This is a genomic window from Cellulomonas palmilytica, from assembly GCF_021590045.1.
GTDB classification, from domain to species: domain Bacteria; phylum Actinomycetota; class Actinomycetes; order Actinomycetales; family Cellulomonadaceae; genus Cellulomonas; species Cellulomonas palmilytica.
In genome coordinates, this window is record NZ_CP062221.1 from 1,634,864 (window position 1) to 1,656,915 (window position 22,052).

A 22,052-nucleotide genomic window follows, 5' to 3' on the forward strand; every position below is an offset into this window, starting at 1 on the left:
AGCACCCGGAGCACACGTCCTCGTCGGACCGCGGACCCCCACCACGACCCCGACGACGGACCCCTGTGACCCTCACCCACGCACCCAGCACCCGCGCGACGATCGACGACCCCCACGTGAACCCCAGCGCCCAGCCCGCCGCCTCCGACGAACGCCTCACCGCACCCGCCGCAGCCGCCGAGACCGTCCCGGTCGGCGGCACCACGCCGAGCGGGACCCCGGCGTACCGCCCGAACGCCAAGTACGTCCTGCTGCTCGGCATGATGTGCGCGCTCCCGGCGATCTCCAACGACATCTACCTGCCGTCGCTGCCGGACGTCGCGCGCGACCTCGGCACCTCCGCCACCGCCGCGCAGCTCACGATGACCGCGATGATGCTCGGCGGCGCCGTCGGGCAGCTCGTCATCGGCCCGCTGTCCGACCGGTTCGGCCGCCGAGCGCCCGTGCTCGTCGGCGTGGCGCTGCACATCGTCACGTCGCTGCTGTGCGCCGTGGTCACCGGCGTCGAGATGCTCATCGCGCTGCGCGTCGCGCAGGGCTTCTTCAACGCGTCCGCGACCGTCGTCGCGATGGCCGTGATCCGCGACCGGTTCGTCGGCGCCGACGCCTCGCGCCTCATCTCGCGGCTCATGCTCGTCATCGGCATCGCGCCGCTGTTCGCACCGTCCGTCGGCGGGCTCATCGCGGGCGAGTGGGGCTGGCGGGCCGTGTTCGTCGGGCTCGGCGCGTTCGGTGCGTTCCTGTGGGTCGTGTGCTGCCGGCGCCTGCCCGAGACGCTGCCCGCCGCGCGCCGCCGCGACGGCGGTCTGCGCACCGCGCTGCGCGGCTACCGCTCGCTCCTGCGTGACCGGCACTTCCTCGCCCTGGCGATCATGCCGGGCCTCGGCAACGCCGTGCTCATGAGCTACGTGATCGGCTCGCCGTTCGTCCTGCAGGAGGGGTTCGGGCTCTCGTCGCACGAGTTCTCGCTGCTGTTCGCGCTCAACGGCATCGGGCTCGTCGCGGGCGCGCAGGTCAACGCCGCGCTCGTCCGCAAGGTCGCGCCCATCCGGATCATCCGCGTGGTGCTGCCCGCGTCGCTCGGCATGACGCTGGCGCTGCTCGTCGTGTGCGCCACCGGGTTCGGCGGGCTGCCGCTGCTGCTCGTCATGCTGTGGCTCGTCCTGGCCCTGGTGAACTTCGCGCCGCCGAACGCGTCCGCGCTCGCCCTGTCCCGGCACGGCGAGATCGCGGGCACCGCCGCTGCCATGATCGGCGCGACCCAGGCGGCGATCTCGGGCCTCATCTCGCCGCTGTCCGGCTTCCTCGGCGGCGACGCCGTGGCCATGGCCGCCGTCATGGTCGGGTCGTCGATGGCCGCGCTCGCGGTCCTCGCCCTGGCGACCCCCGCGTACCGCCGCGGCGGCGGCTGGACCGGCTGAGTCAGGCCCCGAGCCGCGCGAGGCGGTCGACCGCCTCGGCGAGCACGTCGTCGCGCTTGACGAACGTGAACCGCACCCAGGACCGCAGGGCCTCGTCGGTGGGCGAGCCGGGACGTGTGAACGCGCTGACCGGCACCCCCACCACCCCGCACAGCCGCGGCAGGTCCCGGCACAGCGCCACGCCGTCGTCGTAGCCCAGCGGGGCAGCGTCGGCGACGACGAAGTACGTGCCTTGCGGCCGCGCGACCGCGAAGCCCGCCGCGCGCAGCCCCTCGCTCAGCAGGTCCCGACGCCGCGCGAGCGACGCCGCGAGCTCGTCGACCCACGCCGCCACACCCTCGTCCTGCAGCGCGAACGCGATCGCCGGCTGGAACGGCGCACCGTTCACGTACGTGAGGAACTGCTTGACGGTCCGCACCGCCGTGAGGATCTCGGCCGGCCCGCTGACCCAGCCGATCTTCCAGCCCGTGAACGAGAACGTCTTGCCCGCCGACGAGATCGTCAGCGTCCGCTCCGCCAGGCCCGGCAGCGACGCCATGGGCATGTGCCGCGGCCGCGCCCCGTCCGGGCCCGGCAGCGTCAGGTGCTCGTACACCTCGTCGGTCACGACGAGCGCGTCGTGCTCGCGCGCGAGCCGGCCGACCAGCTCGAGCTCCGCGAGGGTGAGCACCGCACCCGTCGGGTTGTGCGGGGTGTTCACGACGACGAGGCGCGTGCGGGATGTGAACGCGGCGGTGAGCGCCTGCTCGTCGAGCCGGAACCCGTCGGGCGTCGCGCGCAGGGGAGCGGTCGTGTGCGTCGCACCCGACAGCGCGATCACCGCCGCGTACGCGTCGTAGAACGGCTCGAGCGTGAGGACCTCGTCGCCGGGCCCGGCCAGCGCGAGCACCGTGGCCGCCATCGCCTCCGTGGCCCCCGCGGTGACGAGCACCTGGGTGTCCGGGTCCAGCTCGATGCCGTAGTGGCGTGACTGGTGCGCTGCGACCGCGTGCCGCAGCTCGGGGATCCCCGGACCCGGCGGGTACTGGTTCACCCCCCTGGCGATCGACTCCGCCGCGACGCGCGCCACGGACTCCGGCCCGTCGACGTCCGGGAACCCCTGGCCGAGGTTCACCGCGCCCGTGGCCGCCGCGAGCGCCGACATCTCGGCGAAGATCGTCGCGCGCGGCCTGCCGTCCGCTCCGAGCAGGTTGGCAGCGCGGGCGACATCGACCCAACGGGGAGTGCTCATGGCAACGGAGCGTAGGTCGCACGTCGGCAGAGCGCGGACGCGTCTCGTCGTCCGTGAGGTGTCGTGTTCCCGAACGACATCCCTCGAGGCCGCAGTGCCCTCCCTGCTTGCGGAACTGGGTGGTGGGTTCGATCGGCCGTCGTAACACCTCGAGCGAGGGGTGGAGCGGGTATGCCGTACGGCAAGAGGCAGAAGCATGTGCGGGCCTACCGGGAGCAGATCCCGTCGCCAGGGCGATCGACGGTGGCGAGGAGCCTGACCCGGTTTGCCGGACAGTTCGGTTGGGTGATCATGCCGCCGCGGTAGCGGCGGTGTGAAGGTCCTCAAAGTCGTTCGGGGACCGGTAGCCGAGGCCGGAATGGCGCCGGAGCGGGTTGTAGAAGCCCTCGATCCACTCGAAGATCGCCGAGGCGAGCTCCTCGCGGGATGCCCAGGCGCGACGATCGAGCAGCTCGCGCTGCAGGGTCGACCAGAACGACTCCATCATCGTGTTGTCCACGCTCGAGGCGACCCGGCCCATGGATCCGAGCAGGCCGGCGGAGCGCAGCCGGTGCCCGAACACCCAGGAGGTGTACTGACTGGGTTCAACCGGTCGATGCAACACCTGCCCGTTGGAGCGACCGTAGCTGCTCATCGAGGTCCTCGGCCGGTGTTCTCCAGCCGAGGACCTTGCGGGGTCTGCTGTTGATCGCGGCCTGGACGGCCAGGAGGTCCTCGGCCGGCCAGCGGGACAGGTCGGTGCCCTTGGGGAAGTACTGGCGCAGCAGCCCGTTGGTGTTCTCGTTCGTGCCGCGCTGCCAGGGTGAGTGCGGGTCGGCGAAGTAGACGGCGATCCCGGTGTCGATCTTGAACTGCGCGTGGGCGGACAGCTCCTTGCCGCGGTCCCAAGTCAACGACCGCAACAGCTCGGACGGCATCGTGGTCATCGTCGCGGTCAGGGCGTCCTTCATCGCGATGGCGCCGTAGCCGCCAAGCGCGGGCCCGTTCTTGACCGGTGGGACTGTCCCGTAGCCCTCGAGACGTGGCAGGTGGACCAGCAGGGTGTAGCGGCTCGTGCGTTCCACGACGGTGCCGATCGCGGACCGGTTCAGCCCGATCATCAAGTCGCCCTCCCAGTGCCCGGGCACTGCCCGGTCCTCGGCCTCGGCGGGCCGCTCGGCCAGGACGACGTCAGCCGTGACGTGCCCCTGGGGCCTGTTGCGGGCCCGCTCCCGGGGCTTGCGCAGCGCCCGGCCGGTCCGCAGGCAGGTCACCAGCTCGCGCTGCAGCGCCCCGCGTCCCTGGATGTAGAGCGCCTGGTAGATCGCCTCGTGGCTGATGCGCATGTCCTCATCGTCGGGGAAGTCGATGACCAGCCGCCGCGAAATCTGCTCCGGGCTCCAGGCCGTCGCCCACCGCCGGTCGCTGCGGTGCGGCTTGTTCAGGCCCTTCCAGGTCGTCGCCGGCCCTGCCGCCAGCGTCCCGTCCGGTCGGCGCAACTGGCCGCTCAGCCGGACCTGGACGTACTCCTGCAGACGAGCGTTGATGACGAGCTTGGCTGGCTTGGGGCGCCGGGCGGCGGTCTGCGCCTTCCACTGCGCGACCGTCGCCCGGTACTCGGGCTTGCCGCCCCGGGTCGCCGCGTTGCGTCGCAGCTCCCGCGAGATCGTCCCCGGATCACGCCCCAGCTCGCGGGCGATCGCGCGAACACCAAGCCCGCGCGCTTTGAGAAGTGCGAGCTCCTCGCGCTCGTGGAACGACAGGTAGCGGCCGGTCGGCTCGGCCAGCGGCAACGGCGCCATCCCGCCAGCGTGACGAAACCACCGCGACCCGACCGGCCACGACACACCAACCCCGGCCGCGGCCTCCTCGGAACTCTTGCCCGCCGCGATCAACCGCCAGAACTCCCGCTCCACATGCCGAGCGGGAATCGGCCGCCCCGGTGAACGCATCGCCGGTCGCAACGCCCGGTCCGCCTGCTGCTGCCGTCGCACCACCTGACACCTCCGTGATCACGAGGTGTTGCGACGACCGGTTGAGTCCGCCCTGGCTGCCTCGGTCCGCGTGCACGATCGCACCGGGTGCGGGCTGGCGGCGCCATATGGCCATCTGCAGGGCGTCGACGAGCAGCTCGGAGCGCATGTGGTCGGCGATCGACCAGCCCACGATCTTGCGGGTGAACACGTCCAGGACGGCAGCGCAGTAGACCTTCCCGGTGCTCGTGGGGTGCTCGGTGCTGTCCGTGCACCACAACCGGTCCGGGCCATCGGCGCTGAACCGGCGCTGCACGAGGTCATCGTGCGGCGCCGGCAGCGGTCGCTGGCCACGGCGTTTGCGTCGGTGACACACCCCGGCCAGCCCCGCCGCGCGCATCAACCTGGCCACGCGCTTGCGCCCGCAGGAGACCCCGAGCCCGAGGCGCAACTCCGCGTGAACTCTGGGGGCACCGTAGGTCGCGCGCGACCCGTGGTGGATCGCCACGATCGTCGCGGTCAAGGCCTGGTCGGCGACCGCGCGAGCACTCGGCGGCCGACGAATGGCGTCGTAGAGCCCGGAGCGGGAGATGCCGAGCACCCGGCAGGTCAGCGCGACGGGCACCCCGTCGGCCGCCAGCTCCTGGACCAGCCGGGCAGTCATTTTGGGAGGACGTTCTCCCGGGCGAAGAACGCCGAGACGCGCTTGAGGATCTCGACCTCCATCTCCAGCACCCGGTTGCGGCGGCGCAGCTCGACCAGCTCACGGCGCTCGTCCGTGCTGATGCCTTCACGGCGGCCCGTATCGACGTCGCCCTGGGCCATCCACCGGCGCAGGCATGACTCGCTGATCCCCAGATCGGACGCGACCTTCCTGACGGGCTGCTGGCCGCTACGGGCCAGGTCGACCGCTCGACGCCGGAACTCCGGCGGCTTGGCTGCAGGCACAAGGACTCCTCTCGGAGATGACATCGTCACCTCAGGGCAGGTGTCCGGGGAAGCGGGTCAGGCTCCCCTGGCCGCCGGCGGGCTGATCACATAGTCCCCACCCGAACGGCGAAGAGCCAAGCAAAGGTGTCCACGGAAGCGGGTCAGCCTCCAGCCGTCAATCCACCGGGAGGGGCGTCATCCACCAGCCGATGTCCCGGGAATTAGCCCGGAACGACCGTGTACTGGGCGTTTGCGCCGTACGCCTTTTCGACATTGTAAATGCGCGTGTAGACAACCTTCCACGGCATGTCAATGGTGGGTCTGCACTCACCGGTCAGGAGGCCGGCGGCCAGTACCGTCCCGTAGGGGTAGAACACAGGCCCGCCGGAGTCGCCGCCGGCGGCGGTGAAAGTCGCGGTACCGTACCCACACCACGTGCCGTCGTCGTAGCCGCATGTCTTGCCCGTCGTTGCGCCCTTCTTGCAGCGCAAGTCTCCAGTCCAAGTCGATCGCCACGGGCCATCAACCGAGTGAATCTCGTTCGACGAGACGTAGATCTTGCCGATGGCCGGAGCCACGGGGGAGGGCACAGAGAGGAATGCCCAGTCTTGGTCTGGGAGGTAGTTGGGTTCCCCCATGGCGGAACCACTCGCGTATGCGGGGAGGATGGTGCCGCTGCGTCGGATCGTGCCAGCATCCACGCAATGTGCAGCGGTTGTCGAGTATGTGGTACCTGTCGAGATCTTCTTCATCGCATACCCGCTCGTACAGTGCGTATAGCCGCCGACGTCAAGGAATACGCCTGAGGCGAGCGAGTGGCTTTTCACTTCAGGTTGCGCGGGGATCAGGACGACTGGACCTGCGACCACGTACCCGCCTGTCGCTAGCGCGGAGGTCATCGCCTTGGCGAGTTGGTCCACCTGACTCTCAGGCAGTTCGGCGGCCCGGGTCACGTTCGCAGCCAAGACGGTGGGGTCGGACCTGATCTGGTCCGGGTCGAGGTTGACCCACCACCGCTCTGCGATCGACGACCCGCTAATTGATCCGAGAGCCAGTTCTGTGAGGGCGCTCTCCACTCGGGTCTTGTACGCATGCGTGAATGGCAACGAGACAAACTCGTACTCAATGTCTGGCGCCAGATCCTTTATTGCTCTTTCCAGCGCGCTGGCATTGTCGCCAACTACGCCGATATATGCGATGGCGCGAAGCGGGTCAACGGCACCGCCGCCGAAGGCGTCGGGATGCTTCTCTGCAAGCAGGTCGAACGACTCGTACGCGGTGCGCGTGAAGGCGTCGCGATCATACCCCCAGAAGGGTGTTTTGTCGGGGAGGTGGCCGTCGTCGGCATTCTGCATCGCCACCGAGTACTGGGCAATGACTTCGCCAGCCTTCTCGCGTACCGGCTCGGTGAGTCTGTCGAACGTTTCTGGGTCGATCTCGTCCACGATCCGGACAGTGTCGTCTGCGGCCCGTACCGGCCCTCCGATAACTGACGCCCCGATCGCAATCGTCAGTCCCGCCAACGCGCTGATGCTCCTGAATCGTTGCAACGCTCCTCCTCCAGAAAAGTTGCCCAAAGGATGCCAGCGGCGAGAGTGCTGCAGCAAAAGTCCGGGGCTCTGACGTGGACGCCGTGGTCGTGACGGGTCAGGTCGCTGTGGTGCGTAGGGATTCCGGGGTCGGCTCAGGTGCGGGCGACCTCGGCGGGGGTGCGAGGCCAGTCCGGAGTGGGGCCTGTGGTGGTAGGTGTCGATGTACGAAGCGATCTCGTGATGTGAGTCCGAGCTGATCCATCACGAAGGCCCCTCGCGCGACCTGAACCAGGTCGAGGCCGCGACCGCGTCGTGGGTGCTGTGGTTCAACAGCGAGCGCACCCACACCGTGATCGACGACCTGACCCGGATCGAGGCCGAACAGGTCGACTACTCTCGCAGCGAACCCCTCGAACGAGCGAGCTGACACCACAAACCAGCCCTCCGGACACGCCGGCCAAGGCGACGGCCTTGAGGTTCTCGGCGGACCAGCGCGACAGGTCGGTGCCCTTCGACGAGGACCCCGTTGGCTCGTTGACACTTCCCGGAGCCGTCGGGCTTGGGGACGGTGGTCGCTCTGATCACCCGAGGAGGGTGATGAGCGATAAGCGCAAGTACTGGCAGTCGCGCCCGAGCAGGCGACCGAGGTCGTGCGACCCTCTGCTACGCCAGTGGTGACTCAACTTGCAGGCGGTTCATGGCGCTTGGGGAAGAGCGTCTGTAACAGTTCGACACGCCGGGCCCGTCTATGTCTGTAGAACTAGCAGTGAGGAAGGGGCGTCATGGCGGTCGAGCCGCTGGACTCGGTGGACGACATCGGCGGCTTTGTCGCGCGCTATCGACCCGCGATGCTTCGCCTGGCGCTGGGGCTCTGCCGCGACCTCGACACGGCTGAGGACGTGGTTCAGGAGACACTCGCCCGACTAGTTCCTCGGTGGTCTATGGTCTGCGCCGCCACTTACCCGTGGGCCTACGTCCGCCAGGCCACCGTGCGGGTGTTCCTTAGTTCGCGCGACGAGCGCACCGTATACGTGTCGGAACACGCCGACGTAGCGGACGGCCACGACGCGATGGCGGGCGTCGACGACCTGGACGCCGCAGTGCGCCGGATCCGGTCACTGCCTGCCCGTAGCCGGGCGGTGCTCGCGCTGCGGTACATCGAAGAGCTTGACGATCAGACGATCGCGGACGTGCTGGGGACGACACGCGCCGCGGTTCGCGTCGCTGCGCACCGCGCCCTTCGACAGCTCGCTGTCCAAACGGAGAGGCACAGGGAGATCAAGTGATCAACGAACGAGCGTTCGCCGACAAGTTTCGCGTGACGGTCCAGCGCGAGCTCGCGCAAGCCTTGCGGTGCGATGCGTGCTCGGACTCTCGCGAGCATGTCGAAGTCCTGCCCGTGGTAACGCTTCCCCCAGGACGACAGCCGCGCCGCGCTTTGCTCATCGCGGGTGTCGCGGCGTCCGCGGCGCTGGCCGCTGCACTCGCCGGAGCAGTGTCGCACCAGGTTGGGAGGGAAGCTTCGACGAATCTTGCAGACACGACGAGCGTGGGCGGACAGGAACCCCGCGCCACAGCGCCGCCCAGCCCCCACAAGGTCGAGGCGGTTGTGTCCGAGGGAATCCGCACGTTCCTGGGACCGTCGCTGTACACACTGGCAAGTCGCGACGGATGCCTGGTCGACGAGGCGCGAGGGTTCGTCCTTGCACTCGACACGAGCTGGCGCTGGGATGCGCAGACGGCGACGCTGACCTCCGTGGCCACGGGAAAGAGCTATGGCCTCGGTGACGACGTCGAGATGGCGGGCAACGGGTACGGACGGCTGACGATTCCGGAGGCATGCGCTCACGTCGATCTGCCGCTTCGCGGCGTCTGGGACCCAGCGGCAGGAGGCCGATAGCCTGGTGAACTCATGGCTGCCCTGTGGCGTGACTTCTGGCCCAGGTAACGAAGATCGTGCTGGAGTCCGCGCTCGAGGGTGAAATCACCGCTCACCTGGGTTACGAGAAGCAAGAGAAGGACGCCTCGCGGGGAGGGTAACGCCCGTAACGGCACCCGGGCGGAGACAGTGCTGATCAAGGGTGGCCCGGTGCAGATCGAGGTCCCCAGGGACCGGGCTGGCACGTTCGAGGCGGTGCGGCGTGCCGCGGACCGCCCGATCGACCGCGGTGAGGCACCTCGTACTTGACGGTCGGTCGGGTCGATGCTCCATCACGCCGACGAGCTCGTGCGCGCGATGGATGCACGGACAGGCCGCTGAGCCACCTTCCGTGCCGGCCTGACCGCGCACGGCGCCGATGACGGCGACGAGCGCGCCGGGTCAGAAGGTGCCGGCGGCGGCGGTGAGGCCGGCGATGACCATGAGGGCCAACGACGACCATGCAGCGACGACCCACCACTCGACGTGGTGGCGTCGAACTGCTCGACGGTCTGCCATGTCTCTCAAGATCGGCACCCGCAGCCGCAGAGACAACGTCCCGCGCCGAACGGTCGAGAAATCACCCGAACGGGCGCCATTCGCCGTGCAAGACGGCGCGGCCGCGTGATTCAGGAACCGGAGGCCGAGCGCAGATCGTCCGCGACGTCCTGGAGCTGACCCGCCAGGGCGCTCAGACCGTCCGCGGCGTCGCCGCCCGCGTCCGCCGCGGCGTCGTCGAGGGCCTCCTTCGCCTCGTCCACGCGGGCGCGCGCGTCGTCCAGCGCCCGCTGCGACCCGGACGACGCGTCGTCCTTCGCGGCCTCGGCGGCGGCCTTCGCGTCGGCGAGCGCGGCCGTGGCCTCGTCGAGCGCCGCCTGCGCCTCCTTCTTCTTCTCCGGCGTCAGGTCGGCGAGCTGGTCGCGGACCTCGTCGGCCCGGGCGCGGGCGTCGTCGACCGTGCTGCGCAGGCCGTCGATGGCCTCGCGAGCCTTGTCGACCTGCGCCTTGGCCTGGGAGGCGGCGTCGCTCACCGCCTTGCGGGCGTCGTCCGCCTCGGAGCAACCCGCGAGCGTGAAGGACGCGGTCAGCGACGCGGTCAGGACGAGAGCAGCGGCGAGACGTCGGGGGGTCGTCGTGGTCACGCGGACACGCTTCCCGACGAATCGCCCCCGCGCAACCCGTTCTCGGGCATCCGTCCGGCTCATCCGTCGAGGTGCCCGCGCAGCTCGACGACCTCGAAGGCGGGGGTCGTGGACGTGGTGAGGGCGTTGCCGTCGATCTCGCGCCACTTGTGCAGAGGGTCGACGTCCACCCGGTAGCGGCCCGTCCACGTCGTCGTGAGCGTGATCCGGGCCGTGCCCGGGTGGAAGTACGTGCTGAACACGTCGTGGTCGGGGTAGCGGTGGCCCTGTGACGTCGTGACCAACGGCGGCTGACCGTCGGCGAAGTCCCACGAGTACGACACGGGCGTCGCCTCGATGTCGACGCCGTAGCCCAGCAGATCGGTGCGCAGGTTCTGCACCTCGGCCTCGGTGTAGACGATCGTCTTCTTGTTCACGAGCACCGGGCCGCCGTCGGGCTGCATCCGCGCGGGCGCGGCCGGGATCGTCAGCCGCCGGAAGTCCTCCTGCGTCACGCGCGGGATCAGGTCCTCGGGGCAGTGCCAGCCGACCTGCTGGTGCCAGGTCTCCTCGGTGCGCAGGCGGCGCCAGATGGGCATGAGCGGTGCGCCGTCCTCGCACTGGGGCGGGTCGTGCTGGATGGCGGACCCGCCCCAGCACGCCTCGTTCGAGTCCTTGTCGATCTCGGGGAACCGGCTCCAGCACGGCAGGTCCCGCTTCCACACGTAGGGCCCCGCGTCCGGGTTGGACTCATAGGCACTCAGGCCCGCGGTGGCTGCACTCGCGGCGAGGAAGAAGTCACCGTCCTCGACGCCAGACTCGATGCCCGCGCTCGCGCTCGTCGCTGCTGCGAAGGAGAGCAGGAGCGCCGACCCCACCAGCGCGACGAGCCGGGCTGCCGCCGGTGCTCTCACGCGTGAGTCACCGACATCACGAGCCACGCGCCGTCGTACCACTTCAGGCCGACGTCGTACACCATGTCGTCGAGGCCAGGACTCTCGTCCACCACGGTCCCGTCCGGGGCGACATCACGCGTGGGGCTCTCGGAGAGCGTCACCGTGGCGTTGAAGGCGTTGCCGTAGATCTCGCCGGCCACCGCCGAATGCACGATGATCGCGCCGCCCTCCGTCTCGACGCCCGTCGCCTCGTACTCGCGAAACTTGTCGAGCGACCGGTTGCAGAACCCGCAGTCGTTGTACGAGAGCTCGTCGAACACCGTTGTGTCGTGCGTCGCTGCCGCGTAGGGGTACATCAGGATGAAGTAGCGGGCGACCTCGGCGGCTGCTTCATCGCTCGGCGGTCCGTCCAGGGCGTCCGGGCGAGGCGGGGGGACCGTCAGGTCGATCGACGAGAAGTCCTCCGCGCTGCTCGGGAGGGCGGTCGGCGTGGGCGTCGCCGACGGGGTGGGTGAGGCGCTCGCGGTCGGGGCGACCGTCGTCGGAACCGTGGCGGACGCGGTCGGTGCGGCCGTGCCGCCGCCCGTGCAGCCGGTGAGCGCGGCAGCCAGGGTGAGCGCGACCGCGCCGGACGCGAGCACGCGGCGGGCGGGGCGCGGGGTCGGAGGCGTCGTGGTCGTCGCAGTCGGGTGCACGGCCGTGAACATACCCAAACCGGACAGGCGGACGGGGGCGGTTCCACGAGGCTGTGGACAACCGTCCGAGCGCGCGGTGGGCGGGGAACGCGTGCGGGGAAAGGGTGCGGGAAAAGGTCGACGCCCCGTCCGGCGAGGGATGAGCCGGACGGGGCGTCGCGAGCGGGCGGGGCTCTACCGGCGGCCGGAGCCGCGGGAGCCCCCGGAGGTGGTCAGCCCTCCTGCCCGCTCTTGCGGCCTCGGACGTCCTCCAGCGACGTTCCGTAGTAGGCCGCAGTCATGATGTCCTTCATGTCGTCGATCATCGGCATCCGCGGGTTGGCGGGGGCGCACTGGTCCTCGTAGGCACCCATGGCGACCTCGTCGAGACGGGACATGAACTCCTGCTCGTCGACGCCCTGCGCCTGGAAGGACGACGGGATGCCGACCTTCGCGCGCAGCGCCTCGACGGCAAGGGCGTAGGACTCGACGCCCTGCTCCGGCGTCGCCGCCGGCAGACCGAGCGTCTGGGCGATCTGCTGGAACCGCTCGGGCGCGACGTAGCTCTCGTACTTGGGCCAGCTGGTGAGCTTCGTCGGGACCGTGCCGTTGTAGCGGATCACGTGGGGGAGCAGCGTGGCGTTCGTCCGGCCGTGCACCAGGTGGTAGGTCGAGCCGATGACGTGCGCCATCGCGTGCACGATGCCGAGGAACGCGTTGCCGAACGCCATGCCGGCGATCGTCCCGGCGTTGTGCATCTTCTCGCGGGCGTCCTGCGTGGCCGGGTCGGCCGGGTCGCCGTTCACCGACTGCGCGAGGTTGTCGAAGATCAGGCGGATCGCCTGCAGCGCCATGCCGTCGGTGAAGTCGTTCGCGTAGACCGCGACGAACGCCTCGGTGGCGTGCGTGAGGGCGTCGAAGCCCGAGTCGGCGGCGAGCGAGCGCGGCATCTTCGAGGTCAGGACCGGGTCGATGATCGCGACGGTCGGGGTCAGCGCGTAGTCCGCGAGCGGGTACTTCTTGCCCGCGTCGGGGTCGGAGATGACCGCGAACGGCGTGACCTCGGCGCCCGTGCCCGACGTCGTCGGGATGCAGACGAGCTTGGCCAGGTCACCGAGGACGGGGAACTTGAACGCGCGCTTGCGGACGTCGAAGAACTTCTGCTTGAGGTCGGAGAAGACGATCTCCGGGTGCTCGTACAGCAGCCACATGACCTTCGCGGCGTCCATGGGCGAGCCGCCGCCCAGGGCGATGATCGTGTCCGGCTTGAAGTGCCGCATGTTCGCGGCGCCCTTCTGCACGGTGCGGACCGACGGCTCGGGCTCGACCTCGTCGATGATCTGCACGGCCACCGAGTTGGAGCGGCGGCGCAGCACGTCGAGGACCTTGTCGACGAAGCCGAGGGCGGTCATCGTCGTGTCGGTGACGATGGTGACGCGCTCGATGCCGGCCATGTCGGCGAGGTAGCGGATCGCGTTGGGCTCGAAGTAGGTCTTCGCCGGGACCTTGAACCACTGCAGGTTGTTGTTCCGACGACCGACGCGCTTGACGTTGATGAGGTTCACCGCCGAGACGTTGTTGGACACCGAGTTGTGGCCGTAGGAGCCGCAGCCGAGGGTCAGCGAGGGGATGAAGGCGTTGTAGATGTCGCCGATGCCGCCGAGCGACGAGGGCGCGTTGCAGATGACGCGGATCGCCTTGACGCGCTTGCCGAACTCGACGGTCAGGGCGTCGTCGCGCGTGTGGATCGCGGCGGAGTGGCCCAGGCCGTCGAACTCGACCATGCGCTCGGCGAGCGTGATGCCCTCCTCGGTGGAGTGCGCGCGCAGGACCGCGAGGACGGGGCAGAGCTTCTCGCGCGTCAGGGGCTCGTCGGGACCGACGCCCGAGACCTCCGCGAGGATGATGGACGTGTCCGCGGGGACGGTGAACCCGGCCTGCTCGGCGATCCACACGGGCGACTTGCCGACGACCGCGGGGTTGAGCTTCGCGCCGGCGCAGTTCTCGCCGCCGGCCTCGACGCCGAAGATGAACTGCTCGAGCTTGGCCTTCTCCGCCGGGGTGGCGCGGTACGCGTGCAGCTTGGCGAACTCGACCATGGCGGCGTCGTAGATCTCGTCGTCCAGGATCGCGGCCTGCTCGGACGCGCAGATCACGCCGTTGTCGAACGCCTTGCTCAGCACGATGTCGTTGATCGCGCGGGCGAGCTTGGCGGTCTTCTCGACGTACGCCGGGACGTTGCCGGCGCCGACACCCAGGGCGGGCTTGCCGCACGAGTACGCGGCCTTGACCATGGCGTTGCCGCCGGTCGCGAGGATCGTCGCGACGCCCGGGTGGTTCATGAGCGCGCTCGTCGCGGTGAGGGACGGCGTCTCGACCCACTGGATGCAGTGCTCGGGCGCACCTGCGGCCACCGCGGCGTCGCGCACCACGCGGGCCGCCGCGATCGACGACTGCTGCGCGTTCGGGTGGAACGCGAAGATGATCGGGTTGCGGGTCTTCAGCGAGATGAGCGACTTGAAGATCGCGGTCGACGTCGGGTTGGTGACCGGCGTGATGCCCGCGATGACCCCGACGGGCTCGGCGATCTCGGTGATGCCGTTGAGCTCGTCGACGTTGATGACGCCGACGGTCTTGAGGTTCGACATCGAGTGGGTCACGTGCTCGCACGCGAAGATGTTCTTGACGGCCTTGTCCTCGAAGACGCCGCGGCCCGTCTCGTCGACCGCGAGCTTGGCCAGCTGACCGTGCTGGTCGAGCGCCGCGACCGCGCCCTTCTTGACGAAGCGGTCGACGTCCTCCTGCGTCATGGACTCGAACTCGGCGAGGGCCTTGGCGGCGTTCGCGACGAGCGCGTCGATCGCGGCGTGGACCTGCTCGTCGGACTGCACGGCGAGCGCCGGGGCGTCGGCCGGCTTGCGGCCCTTGGCGGGGCGGTTCGTGCTGGTGGTGGTCACGAGGGGACTCCCTGGTCGATGCGGAGTCGGCGAACCGGACGGGTGCTGGAGGTCCGTCCGAACCGACACCTCGACGCTAGGGACGGGGTCGCCGGAAGTGGTGGGATGAAAGTCCCCCGAGGTCAGGAGGGTGCTCGGCAGTCGTCCGCGGGCGGGCCGCGAAGGGGACCTGGGTCCCAGTCCGTCCCTTTCGTTCCGCCGGGTCGGTCACCCGGCGGTCCGACGAGGAGTCAGTCCCGCAGCCGCGTGACCCACGACGACGCGAGCGACTCCTCCTCGAGGTCGAGCTCGCGCATCATGCGGCGCATCACGGCCTCGTCGAGATCGCCCGCGTCACGGTGCTCCATGAGCACCTCCCGCTGCACGGCGATGACCCGCCGGCGCATCGACTGGAGCTTGCGACCCGCGGCGGCGGACGTCGCGGCCTTGCCGCCGAGCAGCCCGAGCCCGCGTGCCGCCTCGGCCTGGACGCCGAGCTCGTCGGCGGTCGCGGGGTCGAGCATCACGGCCGCGGCGGTCGCCCGGGCCCGCCAGCCCTTCGACAGCTTCTCGACGACCTCGGCGGCGCGCTCGTCGCCCATGCTGCTCGCGAGCCGCGGGCGCTGCTCCTCGAAGTACTCCTGCACCGCCTCGGCCGTCGCGACGCGCATCGCGGCCTCCTGCTTCGCGTCCTCGACCTCCTCCTGCGCGGACCCGATGCGCAGGCGCTGAATCAGCCACGGCAGGGTCGTCCCCTGCAGCAGCAGGGTGCCGAGCGCGACGGTGTACGCGGCGAGCTGGATCGTCGCGCGGTGCGCGAACGGCTCGCCGTCCATCGTCGCCGGGATCGCGGCGGCCGCCGCGAGCGTCACCACACCGCGCATGCCCGCCCACGAGACGACCGCGGACTCGCGCGACGTGAGCGCGTCGTCCTCGGGTCGGTGCGAGCCGGGCAGGCGCACGTTGTCGAACCACGCCGTCGAGAAGATGTACAGCGGACGCACGAGCATCGTCACGGCGAGCACGACGAGCGAGACCGTCAGCCCGTGCCCGAACCCCTGGTCGGAGTCGACGACGTCACGGACGACCCACGGCAGCTGCACGCCGATCAGCGCGAACGTGAACGACTCGAGCACGAGGTCGAGCGTCGACCAGATGGGCTCCTCGAACAGGCGCGTCGCGAACCCCGCGCGCGGGGACGTGTGGCCCAGGTACAGGCCCGCGGCGACGACCGCGAGCACCCCCGAGCCGTGCACGGCCTCCGCGCTCCAGTACGCCGCGAACGGCGTGAGGATCCCGATCGCGGACGCGACCACCGCGTCGTCGAGGTGCGTGCGCACCAGGTGCACGACGACCCCGAGCACGAGCCCCACGCCCACGCCCGCGACCACCGCGAGCGTGAACGTCCACAGCCCCGCGCCGAGCGCCCACGCGCCGCTCGCCACCCCGGCGAGCGCGACCTTGTAGAGCGTCAGGGACGTCGCGTCGTTGATGAGGCTCTCGCCCGACAGCAGCGTCATGACGCGCCGCGGCAGCCCGAGCCGCCGGCCGACCGCGGCGGCGGCGACGGCGTCCGGCGGCGCGACCACGGCGCCGAGCACGAGCGCCGCGGCGAACGGCACGTCGTCCAGCACGGTGAACACCGCGGCGACCGCGAGCGCCGTCACGATCACGAGCCCCACGCCGAGACGCGTGATCGAGTTCAGCGACGCACGGAAGTCCCGGTACGACGACGAGAGGGCCGCGGAGTACAGCAGCGGGGGCAGCACGAACTCGAGCAGCAGCTCCGGGTTCACCTCGTAGCGCGGGACGCCCGGCACGAGCGAGACCAGCAGGGCGACGGCCACGACGACGAGCGGTGCGGGCCACCCGCGGCGGCGGCACACCGCCGCGACGAGGACGGCCGCAGCAGCCAGGGCGAAGACCTCGACGTGGTGCACGCGTCCTCCGCAGCTCGCCGGACGGGATGCTCAGACCCTAGTCGAGAAGCCCTGGCGGGCCCGTCCCGCCGTGCGCCTCGTCGTGCGCGAGCAGGCCCCACGGGACGGGCTCCTTGCCGGCCTCGTGGCACGCCCGCACGTACGCGCGGTGCAGCAGGTCGCGGTCCGTGCCCGGGACCCACGCGACCGAGCGCCGGACCTCGAACTCCAGCGCGAACGCCGAGTCCGGGTCGGCCGCGAGGGCGTCGAGCGCGTGCCCGAGGTGCGCGACGACCTCGTCCTCTCCCGCGTTCGTCGCGGCGAGCAGCACCGCGAGCCGTGCGCTCACCCGCGCGGCGAGCGGCGGGTCGACGACGAGCTGCACGGCCTGCTCGGCCGCGCGTGTCGACGCCAGCGCGAGCTGCGGGGAGTCCGCCGCCTCGCGCATCGCGAGCCACAGGTTCACCTGCGCGCACGTGCTCGGGTCGGGGTGCTGGGCGGACTCGCGGAGCACGTCGAGCGCGGCCTCGGGGTCGCCCCGGTTGTCGTACGCCTCCGCCAGGGCCATCGCGGCGGTCGGGTACGGCGAGACGTCGTCGCGCGCGAGCACCTCGTGCAGGAGGCGGACGGTGCCGACGTCGCCCTCCGCGACCGCCTCGGCGAGCCGGGCCCGCTGCACGTCGTGCAGGGCGCGCAGCGCGTCGGGGCCGAAGGGCGACGCCGCGAGCCGGCGGTACCAGTCGGCGGCCTCGTCGAGCGACCCGCGCTCCCGCAGGCGTCGCGCGTGCACGGCGGTGAGCGCGACGAGCGCGCCGGTGTCGTCCTCGTACTCGTCGACGAGCCGCAGCTGCTCGGCATCGTCGCCCGGCGGGTCGACCTCGGCGTCGCGGACGAGCGCACGCGCGCGCTCGAGCGTCCGGGCGGCGTGCGCGGTCGCCGGGTCGGCACCGAGCAGGGCCGCGCTCTCGGTCCACAGGTCGTGCGCGTCCTCGAGCTCGCCGGGCCGGGTCGCGAGCCGCGGCATCTCGGCGGCGTAGGCGAGCGCCGCCTCGTCGTTGCCGCGCACGGCCTCGGCGACGACGAGGTGCGCACGCCGGTCCACGCGCTCGTGCGTCGCGAGCAGCCGCAGGTCGTCGTCCAGGCCGTCCACGCCGTCGAGGAGGAGTCGCGCGTTGAGCCGGTAGAGCGCCGCGTCGTCCGTCAGGCCCTCGCGGGCGGCGAGGCGCGCGAGGGCCTCGCGCGCGGCAGGCACGTCGTCCACGCCCGCGAGCGTGCGGCGCTGGTGCAACGACGCCCAGAGCGCGTCGACGTACCAGCTCGTCTCGTCGGCGAACCAGGCCGTCTGCTGCACCGCGACGAGGTCGTGCTCGGCCCCGTCCAGGTCGTCGGTCTCGATGCGGCACCACGCACGCACCAGGCGCTCGCCGGGCGAGAGGTCGTCCAGCTCCGCGAGCGCCTCGAGCGCCTCGAGCGGCTCGTGCGAGCGCGTCAGGTCCTTCAGCCGCTCGAACCTGGCCTCGGCGTTGTCCGGACCGATCTCGAGCGCGCGTCTGCGCGCCTCGCGGGCGGCGACCGTCAGGCCGACGCCGTACAGCAGGCGCGCCGCGGTGGCCCAGTAGCTCGGCTCGCTCGGCTCGAGCAGGAGCGCCTTCTCCGCGCGGACGAGCGCGTCCCACACCTCGTGCGGCACGCGCGGGACCGCGTACGGGTCGGTGTCGGCCGGGACCGGCGACGTGGCCGCGAGGTCCTCGGCGATGTTCGCGCCGCTCCAGTAGACCCACGACTCCTCGGGGCCCGTGGGAGGGTTCGTCGGCACCGTCGCCACCCAGACCCGCTCGGCCTCGTACGCCTCGCCCCGGCCCGGGGGCATGCCGCCGAACCAACCGCGCAGCCGCAGCGCCTCCGCGAGGTACCACCCGGTGGTCGGCGGCGGGGGATCGAGCTCGATGAGCTCCTCCAGCAGCCTGATGGCCTCCTCGACGGCGGTCGGCTCGCCGAGCCCACGCCACACGCCGCGCTTGGCCACCTCCAGGGTCGCCTCGCACCACAGCTGGGACCCCCGGCGCCCGACCTGCTCGAGGGCCCGCGCGCGCACGCGGTGCACCACCTTGTCCGGGAACGACTCCGGGCCGCGCACCCCTTGCGCGAACGCCTCCGCGCACGCGGCCAGGGCCTCCTCGGGCAGCCCCGCCGCGAGACGAGCGGACGCGAGCTCACGCCAGTACAGCCCGCTCTCGCGACGCATCGAGACGAGCTCGGTGTACGCGAGGCGGGTCACCGGCCACCGCGCGAACGCCTGCGCGAACCGCCGGGCGGCGGTCTCCAGGTCGCCCTCGACCTCCGCGACGAGCCCCAGCGCGAGCGTGCAGTCGCCCGTCGGGTCCGCGTCGTCGTCCCCCGCGTCGACGAGCGCGTGCCGCCGTGCCTCGTCGACCTCGCCGCGCCACAGGAGCGTGGCGGCGAGCTCGGCGCGCATGCGCGGGGTCGGGCGCACCCGCACGCGGTCCTCGAGCACCTGCTCCGCCTCGCCGTTGCGGTTCAGCCGCATGAACGCGAACGCCCGCAGGACCGCGAGGTCCTCCTCCGCCTCGCCGCCGCCCCGGCCGCGCCGCGACCACCCGTACGCGCGCTTCTGCAGGTCCGCGGCGCGATGCTCGACCTCGGCCGCCGCGTCGTGCTCGATCGCCCGCAGGAGCGCGTCGAGCGCGGCGACCGGGTCGTCGGGCGACGGGTCGCGCGGCTCGCCCTCGCGCTGGGCCTCGCGCAGACGGTCGACGAGCAGCTCGGCGGGTGCCGGCCCCACGGTGACCAGGGTCTGCAGGACCTCCTCGACGACGGGCCGCGCCGCCCGGCGGGGGTCCTTGCGCAGCGTCGCGTCGAGGCGCGCGGCCGTGGCCGTGAGTCCCTCGGCGGACCAGCGCTCGCGGGCGTCGGCGAGCCGGCCCGCGGCGTCGTACCGCTCGAGGAACGTGGCCAGGTCGTGCGTGAGCTGCTCCGCGAGCTGGGCGAGCCCCTGGCGGGCGTCGTCGTCGTCGTCGGACGCCAGCGCGTCCAGCGGCTGTCCCGGGTCGCCGGCGACCCGGGACAGGGCGTCGCGGGCGGCCGCCAGCGCGCCCCGGAGGCGGTCCGGCTCGGTGCTCATCGCCCACCGTCCCGATCGGCGCGGCCCTCGCCGGGGCGGCGCAGGACGATCGGGCCCGGACGGGCCGTCACCAGCACCGGGAACGACCAGGGCCGTCGGGCCTGCTCGAGCCGCCGCCGGCCGTGCTGCACCGCGACCTGCACGGACGTGCCCCGCGCGAGCTGCCCGTACAGCTCGGTGAAGAACGCGCGCCCCGCCTCCGGGTCCACGGGCAGCGGGAACGCGAGCACCGCGCTCACACCCGCCTCCAGGAGGTCCTGCGCGAAGACCGTGAGGTCGGCCGGCAGCTCGGACTCCGCGACGCGCACGGGCTGGAGCACGACGAGCCGAGGCGCGTCGGCCCCTGCGCGGTCCCGCACGAACGCCGCGAGCTCGGGCGAGTCGAAGCTCACCGCGGTCGACCACGGCCGGTCGTCCAGGTCGACGACGTCGCGCATGTTGTCCACCCGTGCCCGCAGCACCAGGTGCAGCACGTGCGGTCCGCTGCGCACCACGTCCGCCAGCGCGGTCGTCGTCGCCGTGCTCGTCTCGTCCAGCGGCGTCGCGACGACCTGCCCGAGCACGCGCGCGGCGGTGGCCGCGGCCTCGGTCGAGCGCGACACCCGCTGCTGCTGGTCGCCCTCGTCGTCCGGCGACCGGAACACGCTGATGCGGCAGTCCGCCGGCGGCGGGGCGATGTCGCCGGGCTCGGTGTCGAGCGTGCGCACGAGCGTCGCGCGCTCGTGCGTGCCGAGCGAGACGCCGGGCCCGCCGTCCGCGGCGGGCAGCTGCAGGCACTCCCACGGCAGGTAGAGCAGGTCCTCGTCGACGCCCGGGCCGAAGTGCAGCTCGATGTCGAGCGACTGCCCGCCCGCGGCGAGCATGGCGCGCAGCCGCTCCTGCGCGGTGGTCGACCACAGGGTCTTGGCCAGCGCGCCTCCGACGACCGGGTACTGCAGGTTGTGCGAGACGCGGTTGGTGGCCTTGAGCATGCGGAACAGGCGCGCCACGTCGAGCCGCAGCACGTTGAGGTCGACCTGGGTCTGGTCGTGCCACGCGTCCTGCGCGCTGGGCGACGAGATCGTCACGGTCCAGCGCTCGTCCTGCTGCCCGACGTCGACGAGGAGGCGGCGGCCCGTCGTGGCGGGCGCCGCGTCGAGGCCCGCGAGCATCTCGCGCTGCACCTCGGTGAGGCACGCGTCCCACCGCGGGTCGAGCCGCCGTGCGTCGAGGTTGTCGACCCGCAGCCGCTCGAACGCCCCGAACGCCGCGTCGATCGGCACGGCGAGGCCGCCGAGGTCGGTGTCCACGTCCCGTGAGCGCCGCACGACCGCGACGACCGTGCCGGTCTTCAGGTCGAGCACGGGCGCGCCGCTGAACCCCGACTGCACCTGCCCCGCCTTGATGCGCAGGAGGCGCGGCGGACCGTTCTCCGGGCCCTCGTAGTGGTACGTGCCCGACGTGCCGCCCGGCTTGGTGGGCGGGAAGCCGTAGACGTACAGCTTGTCGTCGATGCGCGGCACGCCGCCCAGCGAGACGACGGGCTGGCGGCTCGACGTGTCGAGCGTGAGCAACGCGAGGTCGTTCGTCTCGTCGACCGAGGGACGCGTGACGGGCCGCGCCGTCACGCCGCGGCCCGCGTCGAGGACGACCTCGATGAGGTCGTGTCCCGCACTGCGGTCCAGGGCGCGCTTCACGACGTGGTGGCACGTCAGCACCTTGCCGGGGGCGACCACGAACCCCGTCCCCGACAGCTCGCCGCCGACGTCGATGCGCACCGTCGCCTTGGCGAGCAGGTCCGCCAGGTCGTCGGTCACGACCCGCCTCCCTCCGGCGGGGGCGGGTCGCCCTCCGGCGGGGGCGGGTCGACATCCGGCGTCGCGCCGTCGCGCGGGGACGCCTTCCACAGCAGCCGCACGCCGAACGTCGCGGTCGCGCCGCCCTTGACGAGCAGCGACGTGAGCCGCCCGGCCTCGACCGCGACGTCGACGCCGAACGTCACCTCGGCCTCGTCGGGCCGGGCGCGCCGCAGCGCGTCCGTCATCGACCGGGAGATCCGGGCGACCGACTCCGCGAGGTCGTCGAACGACAGGACGTCGCTCAGCGCGGAGACGTCCTCCTCACGGTCGTCCTGCCGGGAGATCTCGACCATGACGCGTGGCGCGCCCGGCTCCAGCTCGGTGCTGACGATCCGCGTCATCGCTCCGCCCCCGGGAGACGAGAGGAAAAGGGACTTCTCGGACACGGTAACGCCGCGCGCGCGGTGTGGCACGGGTGAGAAGCCTCGGCGACGGGCGCCGCGGCCGCGGCCCGATGGGCGATACGCCCGATCTCGCGGCCGGTCGCGAGGCTAGGTTCGCTCACCTGGGCTCGGGCAGGGCGAGCACCGAACGAGGGGGAG

At 71.7% G+C, this 22,052-nt stretch carries 16 protein-coding genes and 2 pseudogenes; 4 read left to right on the forward strand and 14 right to left on the reverse strand.

The genetic code is table 11. From position 1 onward, the window contains the following. The first annotated feature begins 65 nt into the window (after positions 1 to 65). Positions 66 to 1,421 (forward strand): multidrug effflux MFS transporter, encoded by a 1,356-nt coding sequence (locus F1D97_RS07585; protein ID WP_396022567.1) that lies wholly within the window; start codon positions 66 to 68, stop codon positions 1,419 to 1,421. Between the two features lies 1 nt (position 1,422). Here F1D97_RS07585 and F1D97_RS07590 read toward each other — a convergent pair whose 3' ends face one another. The 6 genes and pseudogenes from F1D97_RS07590 to F1D97_RS07610 all read right to left on the reverse strand — a co-directional run bounded on the left by F1D97_RS07590 (position 1,423) and on the right by F1D97_RS07610 (position 6,979). After that, positions 1,423 to 2,652 (reverse strand): pyridoxal phosphate-dependent aminotransferase, encoded by a 1,230-nt coding sequence (locus F1D97_RS07590; RefSeq protein WP_236123234.1) that lies wholly within the window; start codon positions 2,650 to 2,652, stop codon positions 1,423 to 1,425. A gap of 289 nt (positions 2,653 to 2,941) precedes the next feature. Then, a complete protein-coding gene (locus tag F1D97_RS07595) occupies positions 2,942 to 3,286 on the reverse strand; it encodes an integrase core domain-containing protein (RefSeq protein WP_236123235.1) in 345 nt (114 codons plus the stop codon). After that, on the reverse strand, positions 3,237 to 4,583 hold the full coding sequence (locus F1D97_RS07600) for an IS30 family transposase (protein ID WP_236123527.1): 1,347 nt from the start codon (positions 4,581 to 4,583) through the stop codon (positions 3,237 to 3,239). Before F1D97_RS07600 ends, F1D97_RS07595 begins: the two co-directional genes overlap by 50 nt. A gap of 148 nt (positions 4,584 to 4,731) precedes the next feature. After that, a pseudogene (locus tag F1D97_RS17565) lies at positions 4,732 to 5,268 on the reverse strand (IS3 family transposase); the annotation flags it as partial. Continuing rightward, positions 5,265 to 5,552: a transposase gene (locus tag F1D97_RS07605; RefSeq protein ID WP_157732454.1), complete on the reverse strand. Its 288-nt coding sequence runs from the start codon at positions 5,550 to 5,552 to the stop codon at positions 5,265 to 5,267. The pseudogene F1D97_RS17565 and the gene F1D97_RS07605, both read right to left, overlap by 4 nt. A gap of 203 nt (positions 5,553 to 5,755) precedes the next feature. Then, the gene (locus F1D97_RS07610; protein WP_094179401.1) at positions 5,756 to 6,979 is read right to left on the reverse strand and encodes a chymotrypsin family serine protease; all 1,224 of its coding nucleotides are present in this window, start codon (positions 6,977 to 6,979) and stop codon (positions 5,756 to 5,758) included. A gap of 869 nt (positions 6,980 to 7,848) precedes the next feature. Between F1D97_RS07610 and F1D97_RS07615 the strand changes: the two genes are divergently transcribed. The 3 genes and pseudogenes from F1D97_RS07615 to F1D97_RS17570 form a co-directional block, all read left to right on the forward strand. After that, positions 7,849 to 8,352, forward strand: coding sequence for a sigma-70 family RNA polymerase sigma factor (locus tag F1D97_RS07615; RefSeq protein ID WP_094179402.1), 504 nt, complete (start codon positions 7,849 to 7,851; stop codon positions 8,350 to 8,352). Further along, positions 8,349 to 8,966 (forward strand): hypothetical protein, encoded by a 618-nt coding sequence (locus F1D97_RS07620; protein WP_141319598.1) that lies wholly within the window; start codon positions 8,349 to 8,351, stop codon positions 8,964 to 8,966. Before F1D97_RS07615 ends, F1D97_RS07620 begins: the two co-directional genes overlap by 4 nt. Positions 8,967 to 9,095: 129 nt before the next feature. Next, positions 9,096 to 9,197 (forward strand): annotated as a pseudogene (locus tag F1D97_RS17570) (transposase); the annotation flags it as partial. A 416-nt stretch (positions 9,198 to 9,613) separates the two neighbouring features. Here F1D97_RS17570 and F1D97_RS07630 read toward each other — a convergent pair. The 8 genes from F1D97_RS07630 to F1D97_RS07665 all read right to left on the reverse strand — a co-directional run bounded on the left by F1D97_RS07630 (position 9,614) and on the right by F1D97_RS07665 (position 21,851). Beyond that, entirely contained in the window at positions 9,614 to 10,126 is a 513-nt protein-coding gene (locus F1D97_RS07630) for a hypothetical protein (protein WP_094179404.1), read from the reverse strand. A 59-nt stretch (positions 10,127 to 10,185) separates the two neighbouring features. Next, a complete protein-coding gene (locus F1D97_RS07635; RefSeq protein WP_157732455.1) occupies positions 10,186 to 11,019 on the reverse strand; it encodes a hypothetical protein in 834 nt (277 codons plus the stop codon). Continuing rightward, the gene (locus F1D97_RS07640) at positions 11,016 to 11,696 is read right to left on the reverse strand and encodes a DUF6318 family protein (RefSeq protein WP_236123236.1); all 681 of its coding nucleotides are present in this window, start codon (positions 11,694 to 11,696) and stop codon (positions 11,016 to 11,018) included. Before F1D97_RS07640 ends, F1D97_RS07635 begins: the two co-directional genes overlap by 4 nt. A gap of 212 nt (positions 11,697 to 11,908) precedes the next feature. Further along, positions 11,909 to 14,632, reverse strand: coding sequence for a bifunctional acetaldehyde-CoA/alcohol dehydrogenase (gene adhE, locus F1D97_RS07645; RefSeq protein ID WP_236123237.1), 2,724 nt, complete (start codon positions 14,630 to 14,632; stop codon positions 11,909 to 11,911). 230 nt (positions 14,633 to 14,862) lie between these two features. Next, positions 14,863 to 16,551: a cation:proton antiporter gene (locus F1D97_RS07650; protein ID WP_236123238.1), complete on the reverse strand. Its 1,689-nt coding sequence runs from the start codon at positions 16,549 to 16,551 to the stop codon at positions 14,863 to 14,865. Positions 16,552 to 16,588: 37 nt separating this feature from the next. Further along, positions 16,589 to 19,672 (reverse strand): tetratricopeptide repeat protein, encoded by a 3,084-nt coding sequence (locus F1D97_RS07655; RefSeq protein WP_236123239.1) that lies wholly within the window; start codon positions 19,670 to 19,672, stop codon positions 16,589 to 16,591. After that, a complete protein-coding gene (locus F1D97_RS07660; RefSeq protein WP_236123240.1) occupies positions 19,669 to 21,468 on the reverse strand; it encodes a trypsin-like peptidase domain-containing protein in 1,800 nt (599 codons plus the stop codon). The genes F1D97_RS07655 and F1D97_RS07660 overlap by 4 nt, the downstream gene beginning before the upstream one ends. Next, positions 21,465 to 21,851: a CU044_2847 family protein gene (locus F1D97_RS07665; protein ID WP_236123241.1), complete on the reverse strand. Its 387-nt coding sequence runs from the start codon at positions 21,849 to 21,851 to the stop codon at positions 21,465 to 21,467. Before F1D97_RS07665 ends, F1D97_RS07660 begins: the two co-directional genes overlap by 4 nt. Positions 21,852 to 22,052: the final 201 nt, after the last annotated feature.